Below are 18,668 nucleotides of genomic sequence, written 5' to 3'. Positions count from 1 at the left end.
GTTCTCCACTTGTCCAGTGGCAAAACTTCTTTCTCGGTTATAAGGTTGTAGGCATTAATAAAGTTTGAATACCTTTGGGACCAAGAATGATTTGGAAAATTTATTTATTGATCACCCTCAATTACATCATTTAAAGAGTATTTGAGAGATCGTTAATATGTAAGTAAGCAAAGTGGGTTTTTAGAACGGCAGCTTTGCCCCTGGCTTCGCAGCCAACAGCACAGCCTTGAATTCCGCCTGGATTCTCTTAATTGCCTCCTCACTATCTGCCTCAAAACGCATGACTACCACTGGAGTGGTATTGGATGGTCTAGCTAGGCCAAAGCCATCGGCGTACTCCACACGTACTCCATCAATCGTATTAATAGACTCAGAAGTGGGGAACGTGGCATTGGCTTTAATGGTTTCTAGCAATGCAAATGGTTCACCTTCAGCGCACGCGAGTTGTAATTCAGGGGTGCAAATTGCGTTAGGTAGATTGTTGAGGGTGTCGCTCGGATTCTTTTCTTTGCTGAGGATTTCTAACAAGCGAGTACCAGTGTAGAGGCCATCATCAAATCCAAACCAACGGTCTTTGAAGAAGATATGACCACTCATCTCACCAGCGAGTGGAGCGCCAGTTTCTTTTAACTTAGCTTTGACTAAGGAGTGACCGGTTTTCCACATCAGTGGCACGCCACCATGTTCTTTAACAAAGGTAGCCAGGTTACGGGTGCACTTCACATCATAAATAATCTGGCCGCCAGGATTTCTGGACAGAACATCTTTAGCAAAGAGCATCATCTGACGGTCCGGGAAAATCACTTGACCATCCTTGGTGACAACACCCAAACGATCAGCATCACCATCAAAGGCGAGACCTAATTCATTATCGGTAGTCTGTAGGTTCTGAATGAGATCTTGTAAGTTCTCAATATGGGCTGGGTCTGGATGGTGATTCGGAAAATGACCATCGACTTCACAGAACAACTCCTGGACTTCACAGCCTAAGGCCCTAAATAACTTACCGGCAAATGCACCACCAACACCATTGCCGCAATCGACTGCTATTTTCATCGGGCGAGCGAGCTTGATATCGCCAACGATGTACTTGAGGTACATCGGAAAAATATCGAAAGTGCTGCGCGTGCCTTGGCCCGTGACAAATTTCTTGGCTTCGATGCGTTTGCGCAGATCTTGAATCTGCTCTCCATAAATAGCAGCGGTACCCAAGACCATCTTGAAGCCGTTGTAATTAGGCGGGTTATGGCTACCGGTAATCATGATCCCAGACTGAGGGGTCTTGCCATCAATCGTGTGGTTGGCAGCAAAGTAAACCATCGGTGTTGCCACCATCCCCAAATCAATGACGTTAATGCCGGTAGAGAGTAAACCTTCAGTCAGTGCTTCAATCAGGCTAGGGCCAGATAAGCGTCCGTCACGACCAATCACGATGTCGGTCTCACCCAGTTCACGCATTTCAGTGCCAAAAGCTTGACCGATCAGTTTGGCGATTGAGGGATCTAAAGTCTCATCAATAATGCCGCGGATATCGTAAGCCTTAAAAATCGATGGAGACAATTGCATTACAAATCCTTCAGGAAAAATGCTTGGGGGGTTTATTAATTAATTCTTTGCGTTTAAGAAGTTGATTCTGGCAGCAGTTACCGCATCAATATTGTCGCTGGCGGCAATGTCAGCTTGGTTGCTGGCTAAGGCTTGTTCAATTGGTTTGGCTAGAACTTTGCCGTATTCAACGCCAGGCTGATCAAAGCTATTGATATTCCAAAGGGCGCCCAGTGTAGCGGCACGATTTTCATAAAGGGCAAGAAGAGTGCCTAGGTAAAACGCATTGAGCTCTGGCAGGAGCAGGAGATTGCTTGGGCGCTTGCCTGGGTAAACATTGTTAGGGTTGGCATCATCTTTCCCATTGGCTAGTGCTTGAGCTTGAGCTAAGCAGTTCGATAGCAAGATGCGGTGATGCGCAACAGCCTCTGGGCGATCACTCATGGGTTCACGCACAGCAATGAAGTCAATGGGGATGATTTCTGTACCTTGATGCAGGAGTTGGAAGTAAGAATGCTGAGCATTACTGCCGGCGCTGCCAAAGACAATTGGAGAAGAGTGCTTTACCGGCTTACCATCCCGATCTACGCTCTTGCCATTACTTTCCATATCGAGTTGTTGCAACCACTTCGGAAACCAATCCAAAGCATCCGCATAAGGAATAACAGCATACGCCTTGACCTTATTCTTTTCCTGCTGATAGAGCAGGGTCAAGGCCATGATGACAGGTAGATTTTCTTCTAGAGGTGCATTCTTAAAATGCAAGTCCATCGCATGTGCGCCTGCTAAGAAGTCTTGGAAAGTTTTAAAGCCGTATTGCAGAGCAATCGGCAGTCCTACCGCAGACCATACAGAGTAACGGCCACCAACCCAATCCCAGAAGGGGTAGATATTCTCTTCCTCAATGCCAAAATCTTTAGCCGCAGGAATATTGGCTGTGACTGCAAAGAGTGAGCGTGCAATTTGTCCCTTAGTGCAACCACTATTCTGAAGCCAGGCTACAACGGCCTTGGCATTCATGGTGGTCTCTAAAGTGGTGAATGACTTAGAAACAATAATGACTCGGGTGCTATTGGGTTGCGCACGCGCCAAAATGCGTGCTAACTCAGCGGTATCAATGTTGGCTAAGAAGTGCATGCGCATGCCGCGACTCTCAATGCCGGGGACATGAGCCAGTGCTTCAATGGCTAAGCGTGGACCAAAATCAGAGCCACCAATGCCAATATGAATCACATCAGTAACGCCAACCCATTTATTACAGAGCGCATCAATCCGTTGCCATACTTCGGAGACGGCAGGCATCACATCTTGCCCATCTACTAAAACTGGTGACTTAGAGAGATTGCGTAATGCCGAATGCAGGGCGGGTCGATCTTCGCTTTGATTGACATGTTTACCAGCAAACATATCGGCAATGAATTCTTTTACCTTGGATTGACTCGCAGTAGCAAATAGCTCAGCCCATTCTGATGCATTGATATTTTGGTAGGCGGTATCGAGCACTACATCAACTGCCGTATGGGTGCTATTGGGCGAATAATCTGAGTTTTGCAAAGGTCTAGAAGACATTTCTAGATTTTATCAATAAGGGCTGACAAAACCTCTAAAACACTGAAAATGTTAGGATTTCAGTATATTCATACTAATAAATACTGGGTGAGACAAATAGATGGAGCAAGTTGACTGTGTCGTCGTAGGGGCTGGGGTAGTCGGGCTGGCCGTTGCACGAGAAATGGCCTTACAAGGCCGTGAGACGATTCTGCTCGAGCGTGAGGCAGCTTTTGGCACCATCAGTAGCGCTCGCAATAGTGAAGTGATTCATGCTGGCATCTATTACCCCAAGGATTCTCTGAAAGCCAAGCTTTGCGTTGCAGGTAATCGACTCTTGTATGAGTACTGCCGCAGTCATCAAGTAGCTACTCAAGCCTACGGTAAGCTCATCGTAGCTGCCGATGAAACGCAAATCGATGACCTGCAAGCGATTCTCTATAAAGCTCAAAATAATGGCGTACCTGAGATCAAAATGATTTCCGGGGATGCCGCTAAAGCATTGGAGCCAAACCTGCAATGTTCAGCCGCCATGCTGTCTTCATCCACTGGCATTGTGGATAGTCACGGTTATATGCTGTCTTTATTGGGTGGCTTTGAAGATGCAGGCGGCATGGTTGCCTATCAATCCCCATTAATCAGTGCAAAGCCCATTGGCAATGATGCAGAGGGTGGTTTTGAGTTGGAAATTGGTGGCGCCGATGGGATGCAAATTCAGACAAAGTTACTCATTAATTGTGCAGGCATGAGTGCGCCAGCGCTTGCTCAAAAAATTGAAGGCTTGGCAAAGGAGCAAATTCCGAAGGCGTATTTTGCTAAGGGCAATTACTTTTCGCTCTCAGGCAAACCTCCATTTAGTCATTTGATTTATCCAATCCCAGAGCCCGGTGGCTTAGGGGTGCATCTCACTCTTGATATGGGTGGACAAGCTAAGTTTGGCCCCGATGTGGAATGGCTCGATATTGAGCAAGAAGATCAAATTGACTACACCGTTGACTCAAAACGAGGCGAGGGCTTTTATGCTGCGGTTCGTCGCTATTGGCCCGGCCTTAAAGATGGCGCTTTGCAGCCTGATTATTCTGGTGTGAGGGCAAAAATTGTTCCCTCGAATGCGTCAGCAGGGGATTTTTATTTTGATGGCCCGCAGCAGCACTCTTTGCACGGCCTCTTTAATTTATATGGCTTTGAGTCCCCAGGCCTAACCTCCAGCTTAGCAATTGCTAAGCATTTAGAGATGTTAATTAAAGACTCGCTTTAAAGCTTTTAATGCAGAGCATCAAATGGGTTTAGTAGTGGAATTCTGAAGCGTTTAAAGTCTTTGGTGTTGCGAGTAACTACTGTCAGTTTTTTTTCAATGGCTGTTGCCGCAATCATGGCATCTTCTCTGACGGTATTTGCTTGGGCATGCATCATTTTTGCCCATAAGATAAAGGTAGTACCAGTCATTGGTAAAACATTATGAATGCTAGCAATACTTTGTAGCCATAATTCTAAAGACTCAGCTTTTTTCTTGTCTTGCTCGCGAGTTATCTCAATGCCCGCTTGAATCTCGCCTATCGAAACTGCTGAGATGTAGAGATCTTCTTCGGCAATATTTTTATACCACTCCAACACGGCTCCATGTGGCTTTGGTCTACGTAATTCAGAAATAATATTTGTATCAAGTAAGTACATACAGGTGCTCACAGTTTGACTGGCTTGCGAGATACGCCTTGGCCGCGTTTTGGCACAACTAGCTCTCCTCTGGCTTCTTCTGATAGAAGAAGGGTTTTAAGCGAGGGTTTGGCTAACTTTTTCAATGTATTCCACTCCTTAATGGTGATGAGAACCGCTGTTTCGTGACCGCGCTTCGTAACTACTTGAGGCCCTTGTTCTAAGCAAGCATTCAGTAGCTCACTAAATTTTGCTTTGGCATCCTGTACTGCCCAATGATTATTCATGTCTATTGCTCCTGACTAGATATCTGACTAGTTTAGCAGAATAGAACGTGACTGTGACGCATTAAATCAACAGAACAAAACCGTGAAAGTCAGGAGAAATGCGTTTTTCTGAAAGTGCTTACTGATTTCCTTATAATCTAGCTCTCAATACGCATAGGAAGAGTGGCAGAGCGGTTGAATGCACCAGTCTTGAAAACTGGCGAGGATGAAAGTCCTCCGTGAGTTCGAATCTCACCTCTTCCGCCAATATGTCAAGCAAAAAGAGGCTTTAATGCCTCTTTTTTCTTTTGTTCCCTCAATTGTTCCCTCAATGGTCATTTACAGCCTGGCCCTAGACAGCTTGGAGATGAATCTAGCCATTGTGGCTTAAGAGAATCATTAATGTCTTTCCACAACAGTCTATCATTTGCTCGTTTTGTGGCTTCCACTTGGGCCTGTTGTGCTGCAACACCTTGTTGCTTAAGTGCCAGAATTGTTTCTTGCTGTTGCATTGCGCTTAATTCACTGGTTATTTTCAGTCTTGCCTCATTTATGTTGACATTTCTTTCCTGAAGGAAATTCACAGATTGTTGATTAGCCTCCCCTATAGTTATTTTCTTTGAGAGCAATTGAGAGCTAAGACCATCCATTTTTTTATAGTATTCAATCCATACGGTCGGAAGGAAAGGAACCTTATTTAGGGCATTCAGACGAACTCCTCTACAACTCTTTTGCCCAATAATGTATTTCTCTAGGGCTACAGTCTGCTTCGAATTTAGATGCTGTTTGGAGCCCATTAACCCTTGGGCGTATTCATCTTTTTGGTTGGCAAATAAAATTTCTTTTCGAACTAATTTGCCTTCATCGCTGTTACCAAGCGTATCCGAGCACTGTTTTGCTTGTTGATTGGAGTTTTTAATGGCCTCTGAATATGCATTGCTTAGCTTTTGAGAAGGGCTAAGTTTTGGGGCAAGCTTTTCTTGTTGATAGCCATCTCCACCGCAACCAGCCAGTGCAAATCCTATTAGTAGCGCAAGAGAATATCTTTTCATTGTTTGATTGTAGGATAGCGACAGTTATGGGTATCTTATCCCGTGGATTCATATCCCGCATAAATCCAGTATTGGGGTATGGCAAAACCATCCCCAACCCATGCGGGTAATCCAATCTTAATAAAGCTCGGTAAGCGCATTCGTCAGCTTCGTGAGAGTCAGGGGCTCTCCCAAGAGTCAGTAGCCCTCGCAAGCGGTTTAGACCGCTCTTATTTTGGTGGAGTTGAGCGTGGGGAACACAATGTAGCTGTAATTAACCTAGAAAAGATAGCTTTAGCTCTAGATATCAAAATCGTAGACTTATTTGAACGCAAATAATCGCTCTTAAAAGTAAAGCTAATTGGGTATCATATCCCTCATATAGGGGGCATGAGCTCATGTTATTAATAATTCAGGCTGCGCTGGTTTGCACAATTATTTCGTTCATTGTGACGAAGATTTATATCGAGCGAGCAATCAATTACTCTCGAAGACAGGCTTTAAGTTTTGCCAATAAAAAGCTTAAAGTTGTCGATGAAAAAATCATCCTTATTCAAGAGAAGGGGGCCAAAAACCCAAGCTTACTTAAGCCTATTCATGATGAATTCGGAAACCTAATTAGCTTTGCTGAGTATGAAGCCCTAAAAAAAGAGTTCCCACATCCAAACTACGATATTGAAGAATCAAAAAACCTTAGGAATGAATACTTCCTTCTTAGTCAAGAGCGTCACATCCTAAGCCAAGAAATTAAATACTTGAGTGAGCGTTATAAAGTTCGTCTGTTCGAGGTCTAGATGAGCGCCATACAAAAACCACGCAAGCATTTTTGGTTAATTATTATGTGGGCGCTTGGGCGTCCAATACAAGAGCGTTATGGGTGGTATGAAGATTGGATTGATTGTGCTCATGAGTCCAACTTTGAAAGCGGAAATTATTGGGGACTACCTAACTGGGGAGACCCAGATTGTAAATTTCGATTAAAGCCGAATGCCAAGACTCCAATTAGGATGCATGAACACTTTTGGCTTATTCTATTGTGGTCATTAGGTTTTCACATCCAAGAGCGTAGTTATTGGAATAGAGAGTGGCAGGACATTGGCTCCCCTTCAGACTGGCTTGACTTACATAATCAAACAAAATTCAGATTAAAGTTGTTTAGAAGGTCATCGCCAAAGTGAGCCAAGACATTCAAGCCCTAGCTGGCGAAAACCCCATTTTTAAAAAAAGTATAGAAATATATTTTGGGTCTCCAAACTCTGATGACTTTTTGGAAAAATTAGAAAAGCGAGCAATAGAGTGGGATTCGTCGGTCGAGGCTATCTTGCTTGGAGAATTTGAGTATATGTGTAACTCCATGCAAAAGAAGAGAGTCCTGAAGTATGAAGAGAAAGATTACAGCTTGAGTGGTTTTGATAGCCACTGTGTTGTTCATGCTGATACGGAGGGGGTCTTCTTTTCACCATCTGTAGAATTTGGTAAATACACCCATAACGGTTACACATATCCAAAACTTATACTTAAAGACGGATATTTACGAAATCAGAGCAAGAGGAAGGAGTTCCCCCTTACCGACTTGCTAATTGATAAGATTGGCAGAGGGTACGAGCAATATTTCAACTTTCAGTTTATTGGATTTAAGCGTCTCTAATGCCATCTAACTACATTTCTGTACTCTTATGAACCCGCACCTGAGAAGAGGGCTTATTGCCTTCCTAATCGCTTTTGGAGTGGTAGTTATCTATGGGGCAATGGATATTTTCTTTGACCCGCCAGTTGATGTGCCATCAGTGGGTTATTGGGGCTACTGGTTATTGGTTAAAGCAGTGCTGGCTATAGGAATAGGTTTTGGCTTAACCGTCTTCGCTTTTATGAGCATTGGGTCATGGTTAATTGCCAACATCAAAAGAAAGTCAGTAAAAATTGGGCTTTTAGTGTTGATACTCCTTATTGCATTACCCGCTAGTTTTCTTGTGGGTTATAAGCTCCAAAATACATATACTCGTTGCGACTACCCATTGCCACCAGCATATAAGTAATCTAAGGGGTGAGCCCACTAGTTTGATTAGTCTTCAATAGGAGATAAGCTAAATGGATATTGTGGTGAAAATTGATCTGACCTTTGAGCCCCTGAAACCAAAATAAAAATATAAGCATTCCTAAACTAATGAATAATCAAATAGCTATGTACTTTGGGCATGCGTTGTCCAATAACCCTCGTCATAAGGAAATTGAGGATAGGGCTATTGAATGGGGTTGCACCATAGATTTTGCAATCTTAGAAGACTTCGATTGGACATTTACTCGTTTGCATAAAATTCACGAGAATAATGAGATTTTTAATTTGTTATTTCAGATTGTTACTAATAAATCTGTTCAAGCCCCAATAGTAGAGGTGAAATATGGAAAGGACAACACATCAGAGGTTCCCACTTTTCTTTTTTCGGATAACTTTTTAATTGACCTAAAAAATATGAAAAGGATTGAAATTTCATACGAAATGTTAGATCAAATTGGTTTAGAAATTGAGTCTATTTACGGTTTTGAATATTTAGGGTCAAGAATACTGTCTCATGGACAGAGTTGGGTACTGACTAAATAAGGGAACGCACTAGGGACTAATATATTTCAGTGAACTAAAAAGCATGCCAAAGACAAAACTAACTCATGAGCCCATACCCGAATGGCTAAAGAATGCAAATTCAGAAACAAAATTTGATAGAAATTTGGTTCTTCAGGATTCGGTGTATTACCCAGGATCAGCTTTAGATGGTCGATTTCTAAAATACTATTTAGGCTTCTCGCACAGTATGGTTTATGTAGATGCTGGAGTAAGCAAGGAGGAATTGCTTAAGCATATCAATAGGATTGGTGGCTATGACGTATTGTTCTTAAAAGACGTAACTCAGGCAGAGTTAAGCCCTTCGCCAAATCTTAATGTTGAACTATTTCCAGAGGATTTTTATCATGAGCTTCAGTCTAGAGAGCAAATTCCCAATGCATTACAAGAGGCTCATGTAAATCTGACAGGTTATGGATATAAATCCTATAAAGAACCCTATGCTGTATGGGCAGTTTTTCAACGGCGAACTCGCACCAACCCCAGTCATGGCCCAGAACGCTTCTCGCTCCTCTTTATTGCTGGCGAAGGAGTGGCTACATATTCTGCAATCTATAACTCTAATTGCCTATATCCAAAATCTATTGTTTTTTGCGGTGCTGATATTGGCTTTGGAAGAAATTGGACTTTTTTTGAAAAAAGAGGAGGAGTTTTTGAGAGAGTAGTTATGGCAAATAAAGTTGGTATTCCAAAATATTTACTTGCTTGGAGTAGGTACGATCCATCTGGAAGTAGTCACTGGATTACAGAGCAGGGCATAGAATTGTATTGGGAAAAATATACAGTTAGGGTTCAAGACGCTGGCTTTCTGAATGTATGGACAACCGAGAATTAACAGATAATTCTCGCCTTATCCAACCCATTCAATTATTTTTGTTTGGTGAGGCTTTAGTATCACTTTTTTATTTAATACCACGCCAATTAAGTTGTTGGCTCTATTATCTGAGAGCGGAAAATTAGTCAACTTAAAGTCCTCTATAGGGTCAGGAATAAAAACCTCTGACTCATTTGGTAAGTTCTTTGGAATTAAATATGCAGCAATAGGCATTTCTTGGTAGTAAGGATAATACGAGACATCATTAATTATCTCTACCCAATCAAGATCAAGGATTTTTCTCCCGCGATGAAACTTAGTCAATTGAACTTCGCCTGTTTTCATATTTTGACTAATATCAAGTCTCTGAGATAAGTCGTCGACGTTGGGTCTCACTAATCTTATGTCTACCCAAAAACCAAGCTTGATTGCTCTTTGCATGTCCTCGAAGTTGCGAACAGTATTAATTAAGGGCAAATCATGGCGATATTCATTTTCAAAACTTCCGTGTAACCCACTTCTAATCTTAGGATTTTCTGGATTTTTATCATCAATCAAGGAGATGACATGGCAACTATTCCTGGTAGCATAAACACAGGTATTGGGATGGCTCTTTAGCTTGGCTAAAGCATCTTTAGGAGGCGTTATATCAAGATTTAGAACCCTATCATCGCAGTGGGTGCAACCCCTGGAGCTATCATCAATCTCATCAACTAGAAGCTGATTCCAGTGCACTGCTTTCGGGCAGTCAATTTTTTTGATGTATTCTCCATCTGGAGAATACAGAGAAGATGTTTTTTCATCGTAAACAAATGGTTTGGTCATAACTTACATTTTTTTGCACAATTTAAGCCGTGTCTTGCTGTCTTTTATATAGTAGCATGTGTGCACTATCTATATTTAATTGATGGGCTTTATCATTCAAAAGAAATGGGTTACCCAAGCAATGAGGAGATTATGAAAAGACCATACCCTATAAAAGAATTTGAAGTTTCTAACAAGGTTATTGGCTTATTTTCGTCATTGATAGAATTTGCTAATGGAATTGCCGCTTTAGGATTCTTCTTGCTATCACTTAGTATTATTTTTAGTTCAAATAACTCAATCTTAAGCAGGCTAAACGTATTTGATTTCGATATTAGTTACTTTATAGGAAGAATACTTCTACTCCTATTTTTGGGCTTTTTATATATATGTACTATGGGCTTTATTACAACCTTTGTAGTAATGGCTCATCATATTTCTGAGATCAGATTAAAGATGTTGTATTTACCGAATCCGCAAAAACCTTTTTTGCGAGAAGTGGTGAATGATTTCAATGAAATATTTAAAAAAGAGGACAAAGTAGTTGCAGTAAATTTTGAGGTGAAATCAATTGGTGTAAATGAACCATTCGAAATTAATTTTGATAATAGATTTAATCAAATTACCAAAACCATAAAATTCCATACATCATTATCTATAGATACAAAAGAGAAAACGCCTAAATACCTGAGAAACCTTGCTCCGATTAAATGTACATTAACCCTAACTTTTTTGAGCAATGTAAATGACTTTCTCGAAGCAACTGGTGCATTGGGCAATATATATATTGGCGAGTATTGTACGGGTGAGTTTTTTCTTCCAATAGAGGATTACGGCTTATACAATCAAATTCTTATCGATGCTGATAAGTCAGGAATCGATTGGTCTGAGAAATGGTATAAAAAGTTTTATATTATTGGGAGTGTTAATTCAACCAATAAAAATATTACACACCTTAAAGTGGACTCCCTCCACCTTACATTTTTTGATTTTTTATCTTCAGATTTGACATCATTTACCTAAGATTCTTAATAAGCCTCTCATTTCGTGCTGTTTCTTTTTAAATAGCCTTGACCTCAAGCCATGCTTGATGGGAGTTCTACCACCGTGCATTCGACATCTTCCATTGGGCATAGCAGGTGACTTACAAGGTTTTCCTGTGGTTCTGGCATGAGCACCGCATCTAGGGGAGCAGTGCATGGGGTATGTCACTTTTCCTTCGTTATCCATTTGAATGACCCCCTGTTTGTAAAGAGCCAGTAATTACAGCCTGACCCTGAACATTCACATGTTGGACGGTCATCGTTTGGGTATTACCGTTCTGAAGCTTTTGTAAGGTTAGTGCGCCACGACTAAACGCTTCCATGAGTCTTACAGCAAGATTGCCGAACTTCACTTTGGTTGCTGGATCTTTGTAAGTCTCAGAGCTTTTAAAGCTTTCCATGGCGTATTTATGAGCTGCCGCCAACTGATGTGAAAGCATCTGTTGGACGCTGTTCGATGCTTTAGCTTCATGCGCTGTTGATAGAGCTAGGTCAAGTAGGTTGGTTTCTTTAAGCATCTCCATTCGGTCAATGCTGGCATTTAGAGCAACCTTATTAGGAGACTTTAGAGCCTCATTCACTCCGTCACTTGATAACTCATAAGGCTGTATCAATTCGTTGCTTGTACCCTGTTCTGGTGGGTTTTGGAGGATTAGAGATTGAATTGCTTCGGCTTTAGCAAATTTTGCGGAAGAAGAATTAATCTCATAACGCACTGGGTCTATAGATGGGTTAGCAAGTGTCTTGTCAGCACGGTAGAGGTCTACGATTGCTTGGGCTGTTTCAGGATGTTTCTGTTTCATGGTTGCTCAATGTTTGTTGTTTGTCTCTTCGCTCTTGCTTTGGGCAAGCTTCGAGACTGGTAACCCAATACCAATTCATTTAAATCCATGGATAAGACCAGCCAGTCAGTATCCAAGTTCATTCCTAGCCTTTTGCGCAAACACCCAAGAGGAAGCTTTCAAAATCCCCCTTACATATGTAACGCAAAAATGGTGCGCTTGTGTATTTACTGATATGAATCGTGCCCATTCCCCAATCCATTCTCCTAAACACATCTTGAATTAATTGATGAAACTTATGATTGCTGAGGTGAGCTGGGCGCTCAATTGCAAGATGAAAATGTGGTCTATCAGTTAATCCACCACGCTCGTAGGCAATGGCTACGGCTAGGCGTTTATGGCCACTAGCGTACTTCCTTCCAAAAACCTTTTTATTTAGGCGGTCTACGAACCACTTTGCAGTAGGTTCAGCCATATCATCACGCCACCATATATGGTGAGTGGGGTGCCTTGATTTCAGGAGCATTGTGACGGCATCAGTGAATTTACCAAGACCATTAATGAACTCTTGGTAGCTATGCCGTTTACTCAAGAATGCTTGCATTTCTCAAGCATCCAATTGGCGATGTCAGATTGCAACCAAACTCTTTTCGTTGGAGATAGTCGTATGGCTCTTGGAAATTTACCCTGAGCCTCCCATGCTAGGACAGTGGATTTTCCAAGGCTTGTTTGTCTGGCAACTTCACCCAAATTGGTGAACTGTGGGACTTGATTTACATCATTCATCGGCATCTTTCATCGGCTAGTTGTTCTATACCGATGTTATAAATGCCAATAAGTTCTTAGTCTATTTGGAAATATCACCTTTGCTAGTATGGTACTTATTAAACTCTGTTAGCCATCTACTAACCCCTATGCTTTTTTTAAATTGAATTTTTGCACCAGCTTCCACTCGCTTCATACCAGCCCCAAGCCACTCAATTTCAGGACGAGCCTTTGCTAAAGTCTTGCTGATATCTGAGAATCTCAACTTCTTATTCTTAAATTCTGATTTGCTGGCAGTTTCAAAGCAGATTTTCATAAATATCTTTTTTAATTCACTAGATTCAGCATGTTTTTTCATCGCCCCCATGACCCGCTGGGCTTGTGATTTTGTAATTTTTGACGAAAGTTCAAAATAAGAATCAAGATAGTATTCAATGATTTGCTCTTTGCTCATTTGCTCTAGTTGGTCTTTAACTACTGCAAACAGTGCTCTGAATTGTTCTTTAGTAACAGCCATATCCTGCCTTTCTAAGCTACCTTAAGTTCAATGATGTTGTCTATAGCGGCAGAGGCGCAGAAACCTTCCCACAGGTTCATTAGCTCACGTCTTCTTGCTAGTAAATCACCTCTTCGATAAGAGGATTCAGTTTTATTGCTAATAGCGTGCGCCAAAGCCATTTCTGCAACTTCTGATGGAGTTGATGTTTCTTCCGAAACCCAGTCCCTAAATGTGGAGCGGAATCCATGAACGGTAATGCCTATTTTTAGCCTCCGTAAAACCATTGTCATTGCCATGTTCGATAAAGCTTTACCATTTTTTGAAAACAAGTACGGACTATTTGGGTCAAGCATGCTTGCAATAGCAAGGATTTCAATTGACCTTGTACATAGCGGAACACGGTGCTCCCGATTGCCCTTCATTCGTTCAGCGGGAATTATCCACACGCTCCCATCTACTTCGCTCCTTAGGCCGCCAATCACTTCACCCGTCCTTGATGCATTGAGTATCGTGAACTCAAGGGCAAGCGCAGAGATACCTTCCATTGATTTTAATTTGAGCATTAGCATTGGAAGTTCCTTGTATTGAAGTGCAGGGTGATGCTTGGTCTTTGCTGTTTTATTTGGAGCGGAAAGAATTGTCTGAAGGTGCCCTCGCCAAACTGCTGGGTTGTTTTGAGTGAAGTATTCTCTAGCTATAGCGGACGAAATTATCCACTCAAGTCGCCCCCTTAATCTGGATGCAGTATTTGTTTTAGTTTTCCATATGGGCTTAAGTATTTTTAAAATATCCTCAGTATTAACTTGTTCTATTGGCTTATCTCCAATAACTGGAAAGGCAAACTCCTTTAGGGTGTAAAGCCATTGGTCATGGTGTTTCGAGCTTCGCCATTCGTGGCTTTTCGATTCTACGCATTCAAGTGCAAAATCCTTGAATTGAACTTGAGCCTTTTTACTTTCAATTGCCTTCTTATTCGCTTTTTTCTTCTCAAGAGGATTTATGCCTTGGGAAAGCTCTATTTGGGCTTCCAGAGCTTTTTTTCTAGCCTCCTGAAGGGGGACTACATTTATTGAGCCTAAGCTCATATCTTGTCTTTTGCCTCTAGCCATATAGCGCAGAATCCAGTACTTCTGAGTAGGGCTTTTAACCCATAAGTGCAGACTGCTGGCATGGTCAAAATATCGCCCAGATTTGGTTATTTTGAGGGCCGATTGGTATGTTAGCTTCATTTACATTCATCCTTTAGTTACCTCAAACTTTCCCTCAAAGGAGGGTTGTAAGAGGGGAGTTAATTCAAGAATTCAATGTAAGGTCTAAGAAGCCTCATTGGAAGCAATGAAAATTGACTTTGCTAGCATATGCTATATTTCATATGCTTTAGATGTGTTCTCAGGGGCGCTAACTTTGTCTAAGAGCTTCTCTAACCTAACATTAGCTCTAATAGACACCTCTTCCGCCACTAGCCCGCTAATTTCATTTCCCCTGAAGCTGGAGCGTTGTACGATAGCTTTTATGAAGCTTTTGATCTCCATCTATTTCTACATTCTTGCCACGATCCAGTTTGGCTTGTTATTGGGCGTTTATCACTACTATCGCTCTCAGCATACGATTAGGCCTAGTCTTTATTGGATGAGCTCTTTGGTTGTCAGCATTGTCGGGCTGATCACGTTTGGCACCGGCATCGTGACACTCACTGATATTGCACATCCAGAATTTAATTTCACGGTAGCCAATACACTTTTCTTTATAGCGGCGACTTTGCAGTTTTTATTTTGCAGATCTCTGGTGCATTCTATTGGCAGGCGCTTACAAGTATTTTTTATCGTTTTGACCATTATTTTTCTGCTCGTCTTTGAATATATGCGCGCATATGGAAGCTTTGAGATGCGTACTGCTTTGATGTGTTTTATTTCAATCACCTTCTTTATTTTTCAAATTATTCAGCTCAGAAAAAAAAGAAAATCTACCCCTTCGCAGCAGTTGGCTTATTTGCAATATGCGACAACGGCAGAGTTATTATTTGCTTTAGGGCGCTTCTTGGTTCTGGTTGCTAGCAGCGTTTCCATTAGTCGGGTTGATCAACTCCCCCAGATTCTCATTCTCTTTACGGTTGCTCAAATGGTGATGAGCGCACTGTCCTATATCGCTATTGGCGGTTATTGGGCCGAGCGCATTGCAAAAGAAAGCGCTAGAGCAGGGCTTGAGAACGAAGAAATTCGGGGTTTATTGATTGAAAGAGAGGGCCTCATTGCTTCACTATTGAAGGCCAATAAAACTACAGCCACTGGCGCGCTCTCCGCATCTATCGCGCATGAGCTTAATCAGCCCTTGGGGGCAAGCAGCTTAAATATTCAGTTTTTACAAAAGAAATTAGCTGAAGGTGGAATTGATCCGGGCTTAGAAAAAGATATTTTGGAAACCTTGCTTGCTGATAATCAGCGTGCTGCCAATATTATTAAGTCTTTACGCGCCATCTTTTCTGAATCTCAGTTGGATGCTGAAAGGGTGGATCTGAATGAACTCATAGACTTAGTACTGCAGATTACTAAGCCTGAGATTCAGTCAAAAAATATTCAAATAGTTCTGAAGAGTGGCTCTAATGTCATAGCCAATGTGAATCGTGGCGAAGTGCAGCAGGTTATTCTGAATCTGATCAATAACGCCATTCAAGCCTTAGAAGATTCGACTCAAACCCATCGAAAAATGACTATTGAAACTCAAGCTCAATCGAATGGTCTTGAGTTCAGCATTGCCGATAATGGCGAAGGTGTTTCTGTTGAGCACCAATCCCACCTGTTCGAGCTTCTGAGTGGTAGTAAAAAAACAGGCATGGGCTTAGGTCTTTGGCTTTGCCAGCACATTGTGACTCGACATGGTGGTCGCATCAGTTACGCAGATGCCGCTGGTGGTGGGGCTAAGTTCACCATCTTTTTGCCAAATGAACCTATTGAGATTTTTGGCTGATCACTATGCTTATGGCTGAAAGGCGCCACCTTCTTCAAGCGCCTTTAGTTCATCACCTGAAATTTCCAGTTCTGCCAATAACTCGCTAGTGTGCTCACCAAGCAAAGGCGGATGTTTTCTGACTTGTTGAGGTGTCTCACTTAACTTCACTGCGAAGCCAATGTTAGGCACCTTTCCTTCGATCGGATGATCAATTTCCATACGCATTTGGCGATGTTTACCATGTTCGCTATCAAACGCTTGTGGGTAGGTATTGATGGGGCCTGCAGGGATACCTTCCGCTAGCAATAGATCAACCCATTCTTCGCTGGTTTTTGTAACAAAAGTTTTTTCTAGTTCACTCGCAAGCTCTAATCGATTGGCTAAGCGCAGTGGATTGGTCTTAAAGCGCGCATCTTCAAATAGTTCTGGGCGAGCAATGTTGTCGCATAACAGTTTCCAGAGTTTTTGATTGGTGGCACCCATCACAAAGTAGCCATCAGAGGCTTTCATGGCTTGATAGGGTGCACTCATGTGATTGGCAGTACCTAGCTTGTATGGTTCAACACCAGTGCCCCAGTACTGCGCTGTGTCCCAAATAGAAAATGCTAAAGCAGAATCAAATAATGAAGCATCAATAAACTGACCTTCGCCAGATTTCGTTTTACCAATGTAGGCGGAGAGGATGCCATACACGGCAAAAAGAGCGCAACCAATATCAGCAACCGGTACACCTGCTTTGACTGGTGGACCATCAGGGTAGCCAGTCACGCTCATGACGCCAGACATGGCTTGTGCCATCAGATCAAAACCAGGCCTGTCAGACCAAGGACCAGTTTGACCAAAGCCAGAGATACTGGCATAGACCAAGCCTGGGTTAATGGCTTTGAGAGATGAGTAGTCGATTCCAAGCTTTTTCATGACACCGGGGCGATAGTTTTCGACCAGGATGTCGGCAGTCTTGACTAGTTTGAAAAAGACCTCTTTGCCAGCTTTGCTCTTCAGGTTTAAGGTCACACTGCGTTTGTTGCGATTCATGTTCAGAAAGCCCATGCTATCTGAGCCTTTCATCTTGAATCCCATGGCGCCACGGGTTTGATCTCCCGTTCCTGGAGGTTCAATTTTAATCACATCAGCCCCTAGGTCAGCCAGGAGCATGCAGCAGTAAGGGCCAGCCATGACTTGGCTGACATCTAAAACGCGGACTCCGGCAAGCGGTAAAGGTTTGGCGCTAGGGGTTTTCGGCATTGTCTCTATTGTTTTTATATGTTTAGAATGAATCACATAATATCAAGCAATAGCTAATAGGCTGTCTTGATAGATATATAACTAGAACAGTATTGGAGATTTCATGTTGATTAAGTCCCCCAAATGGATTGCACGAAGCTTTGCTTTGGCAACCGCTTTTGGTCTTTGTGCTACGCCTTTTTCCGTGTCCGCTCAGCAGGCATACCCCACTAAACCGATTCGCTTAATTGTTGGGTTTGCTCCTGGTGGAGGAACAGATATTGTGGCGCGTGCGCTTGCTCCAAAAATGGGTGAGATCTTGGGGCAGACCGTGATTGTGGAAAACAAATCTGGTGCTGCGGGAACTATTGCTGCTGATCAAATTGCAAAGTCAACGCCAGATGGCTATACCTTGTTGGTAGGCCATTCAAATTCAAATGCAATTGCGCCATTCGTACTGACCAGTGTGCCTTATAACGCTGCAACGGATTTCACGCCGATTACTTATCTGGGTTATGTACCCAATGTGTTGGTGGTAAAAGCTTCCTTGCCGGTGAACTCGGTAGCGCAATTGATTGCCTTGGCTAAAGCTAACCCTGATCAAATGACGTATGGATCTTCCGGCATTGGTAGTACTCAACATTTGGCTGGTGCACTCTTTGCCAAAATCGCTGGGATCTCTTTAAACCATGTCCCTTATAAGGGGAGTGGTCAGGCGATTATTGATTTGCTCGGCGGGCAGATTACGATGAACTTTGATACTTTGCCACCCAACTTGCAGCAAATTAAGGATGGTAGCCTCAAGGCCTTGGCGATTTCTACGCCTAAGCGTTTGTCGATTCTGCCAAACGTGCCAACCTTTAATGAAGTTGGCATTGCAGGATTTGATGTGACAAACTGGTATTCCATCATGGGCCCTAAAGGCATGGATCCTGCTGTCGTAAACAAGATCGATCAAGCAGTCAAAGCCGCGATGGCTGATCCGCAAATTAAGAAGACTTTAGATTCTCAAGGCTTGCAACCTGAAGGCCCGACCACACCAGCGGCGTTCAGCTTGTTTTTAACTGGAGAGTTGGCTAAATATCAACGTCTCGTTAAAAGCTTAAATATTAAGGCTGAGTAATTACTAGG

At 42.5% G+C, this 18,668-nt stretch carries 23 protein-coding genes and 1 tRNA gene; 11 read left to right on the top strand and 13 right to left on the bottom strand.

Annotated elements, in window-relative coordinates; translation table 11 throughout:
- Positions 1-180 precede the first annotated feature (180 nt).
- Positions 181-1,566: a phosphomannomutase/phosphoglucomutase gene (locus ICN49_RS08880; protein ID WP_216167649.1), complete on the bottom strand. Its 1,386-nt coding sequence runs from the start codon at positions 1,564-1,566 to the stop codon at positions 181-183.
- A gap of 39 nt (positions 1,567-1,605) precedes the next feature.
- On the bottom strand, positions 1,606-3,114 hold the full coding sequence (gene pgi, locus ICN49_RS08875; protein ID WP_216167647.1) for a glucose-6-phosphate isomerase: 1,509 nt from the start codon (positions 3,112-3,114) through the stop codon (positions 1,606-1,608).
- A 100-nt stretch (positions 3,115-3,214) separates the two neighbouring features.
- On the opposite strand from pgi, the gene ICN49_RS08870 reads away from it, so the two are divergent.
- Entirely contained in the window at positions 3,215-4,351 is a 1,137-nt protein-coding gene (locus ICN49_RS08870; RefSeq protein WP_216167646.1) for an NAD(P)/FAD-dependent oxidoreductase, read from the top strand.
- A 5-nt stretch (positions 4,352-4,356) separates the two neighbouring features.
- Here ICN49_RS08870 and ICN49_RS08865 read toward each other — a convergent pair whose 3' ends face one another.
- Entirely contained in the window at positions 4,357-4,767 is a 411-nt protein-coding gene (locus ICN49_RS08865) for a type II toxin-antitoxin system VapC family toxin (RefSeq protein ID WP_216167644.1), read from the bottom strand.
- Positions 4,768-4,775: 8 nt separating this feature from the next.
- Positions 4,776-5,033, bottom strand: a complete 258-nt coding sequence (locus ICN49_RS08860) for a type II toxin-antitoxin system Phd/YefM family antitoxin (RefSeq protein WP_216167642.1) — start codon at positions 5,031-5,033, stop codon at positions 4,776-4,778.
- 156 nt (positions 5,034-5,189) lie between these two features.
- Here ICN49_RS08860 and ICN49_RS08855 point away from each other — a divergent pair.
- A tRNA-Ser gene (locus ICN49_RS08855) sits at positions 5,190-5,279 on the top strand.
- 68 nt (positions 5,280-5,347) lie between these two features.
- Here ICN49_RS08855 and ICN49_RS08850 read toward each other — a convergent pair.
- Positions 5,348-6,064 (bottom strand): hypothetical protein, encoded by a 717-nt coding sequence (locus tag ICN49_RS08850; protein ID WP_216167641.1) that lies wholly within the window; start codon positions 6,062-6,064, stop codon positions 5,348-5,350.
- A gap of 78 nt (positions 6,065-6,142) precedes the next feature.
- Here ICN49_RS08850 and ICN49_RS08845 point away from each other — a divergent pair, with 78 nt between their 5' ends.
- From ICN49_RS08845 to ICN49_RS08820, 6 genes are all read left to right on the top strand, one after another.
- Complete coding sequence (locus tag ICN49_RS08845; RefSeq protein ID WP_216167639.1) at positions 6,143-6,382, top strand: helix-turn-helix domain-containing protein; 240 nt, start codon at positions 6,143-6,145, stop codon at positions 6,380-6,382.
- A gap of 59 nt (positions 6,383-6,441) precedes the next feature.
- Positions 6,442-6,837, top strand: coding sequence for a hypothetical protein (locus ICN49_RS08840; RefSeq protein WP_216167637.1), 396 nt, complete (start codon positions 6,442-6,444; stop codon positions 6,835-6,837).
- Between the two features lie 380 nt (positions 6,838-7,217).
- A complete protein-coding gene (locus ICN49_RS08835) occupies positions 7,218-7,691 on the top strand; it encodes a hypothetical protein (protein ID WP_216167635.1) in 474 nt (157 codons plus the stop codon).
- Between the two features lie 100 nt (positions 7,692-7,791).
- Positions 7,792-8,079: a hypothetical protein gene (locus tag ICN49_RS08830; protein ID WP_216167633.1), complete on the top strand. Its 288-nt coding sequence runs from the start codon at positions 7,792-7,794 to the stop codon at positions 8,077-8,079.
- Positions 8,080-8,207: 128 nt separating this feature from the next.
- Positions 8,208-8,642 (top strand): hypothetical protein, encoded by a 435-nt coding sequence (locus ICN49_RS08825; protein ID WP_216167631.1) that lies wholly within the window; start codon positions 8,208-8,210, stop codon positions 8,640-8,642.
- 43 nt (positions 8,643-8,685) lie between these two features.
- Positions 8,686-9,495, top strand: coding sequence for a hypothetical protein (locus ICN49_RS08820; protein WP_216167629.1), 810 nt, complete (start codon positions 8,686-8,688; stop codon positions 9,493-9,495).
- Between the two features lie 15 nt (positions 9,496-9,510).
- Here the strand turns inward: ICN49_RS08820 and ICN49_RS08815 are convergent, their stop codons facing one another.
- Entirely contained in the window at positions 9,511-10,299 is a 789-nt protein-coding gene (locus ICN49_RS08815) for a hypothetical protein (RefSeq protein ID WP_216167627.1), read from the bottom strand.
- 132 nt (positions 10,300-10,431) lie between these two features.
- Between ICN49_RS08815 and ICN49_RS08810 the strand changes: the two genes are divergently transcribed.
- Positions 10,432-11,301 (top strand): hypothetical protein, encoded by an 870-nt coding sequence (locus ICN49_RS08810; RefSeq protein WP_216167625.1) that lies wholly within the window; start codon positions 10,432-10,434, stop codon positions 11,299-11,301.
- Here the strand turns inward: ICN49_RS08810 and ICN49_RS11745 are convergent.
- The 6 genes from ICN49_RS11745 to ICN49_RS08785 form a co-directional block, all read right to left on the bottom strand.
- Positions 11,290-11,478 (bottom strand): HGGxSTG domain-containing protein, encoded by a 189-nt coding sequence (locus tag ICN49_RS11745; protein ID WP_369411525.1) that lies wholly within the window; start codon positions 11,476-11,478, stop codon positions 11,290-11,292. The two genes, ICN49_RS08810 and ICN49_RS11745, sit on opposite strands and share 12 nt — an antisense overlap.
- 22 nt (positions 11,479-11,500) lie before the next feature.
- Positions 11,501-12,124, bottom strand: a complete 624-nt coding sequence (locus tag ICN49_RS08805) for a hypothetical protein (protein ID WP_216167623.1) — start codon at positions 12,122-12,124, stop codon at positions 11,501-11,503.
- 124 nt (positions 12,125-12,248) lie between these two features.
- Positions 12,249-12,707 (bottom strand): hypothetical protein, encoded by a 459-nt coding sequence (locus ICN49_RS08800; RefSeq protein ID WP_216167621.1) that lies wholly within the window; start codon positions 12,705-12,707, stop codon positions 12,249-12,251.
- On the bottom strand, positions 12,692-12,889 hold the full coding sequence (locus ICN49_RS11740) for a helix-turn-helix transcriptional regulator (protein WP_216167620.1): 198 nt from the start codon (positions 12,887-12,889) through the stop codon (positions 12,692-12,694). Before ICN49_RS11740 ends, ICN49_RS08800 begins: the two co-directional genes overlap by 16 nt.
- 61 nt (positions 12,890-12,950) lie before the next feature.
- On the bottom strand, positions 12,951-13,385 hold the full coding sequence (locus tag ICN49_RS08790; RefSeq protein WP_216167618.1) for a hypothetical protein: 435 nt from the start codon (positions 13,383-13,385) through the stop codon (positions 12,951-12,953).
- An 11-nt stretch (positions 13,386-13,396) separates the two neighbouring features.
- Entirely contained in the window at positions 13,397-14,596 is a 1,200-nt protein-coding gene (locus ICN49_RS08785) for a tyrosine-type recombinase/integrase (RefSeq protein ID WP_216167616.1), read from the bottom strand.
- A 283-nt stretch (positions 14,597-14,879) separates the two neighbouring features.
- Between ICN49_RS08785 and ICN49_RS08780 the strand changes: the two genes are divergently transcribed.
- On the top strand, positions 14,880-16,331 hold the full coding sequence (locus tag ICN49_RS08780) for a sensor histidine kinase (RefSeq protein ID WP_216167614.1): 1,452 nt from the start codon (positions 14,880-14,882) through the stop codon (positions 16,329-16,331).
- 9 nt (positions 16,332-16,340) lie between these two features.
- Here the strand turns inward: ICN49_RS08780 and ICN49_RS08775 are convergent, their stop codons facing one another.
- Entirely contained in the window at positions 16,341-17,558 is a 1,218-nt protein-coding gene (locus tag ICN49_RS08775) for a CaiB/BaiF CoA transferase family protein (RefSeq protein ID WP_216167612.1), read from the bottom strand.
- A gap of 103 nt (positions 17,559-17,661) precedes the next feature.
- Here ICN49_RS08775 and ICN49_RS08770 point away from each other — a divergent pair, with 103 nt between their 5' ends.
- The gene (locus ICN49_RS08770; RefSeq protein ID WP_216167610.1) at positions 17,662-18,660 is read left to right on the top strand and encodes a Bug family tripartite tricarboxylate transporter substrate binding protein; all 999 of its coding nucleotides are present in this window, start codon (positions 17,662-17,664) and stop codon (positions 18,658-18,660) included.
- Positions 18,661-18,668 lie beyond the last annotated feature (8 nt).

This window comes from Polynucleobacter finlandensis, from assembly GCF_018881755.1.
GTDB lineage: Bacteria > Pseudomonadota > Gammaproteobacteria > Burkholderiales > Burkholderiaceae > Polynucleobacter > Polynucleobacter finlandensis.
This window is presented reverse-complemented; position numbering and strand designations above follow the sequence as displayed.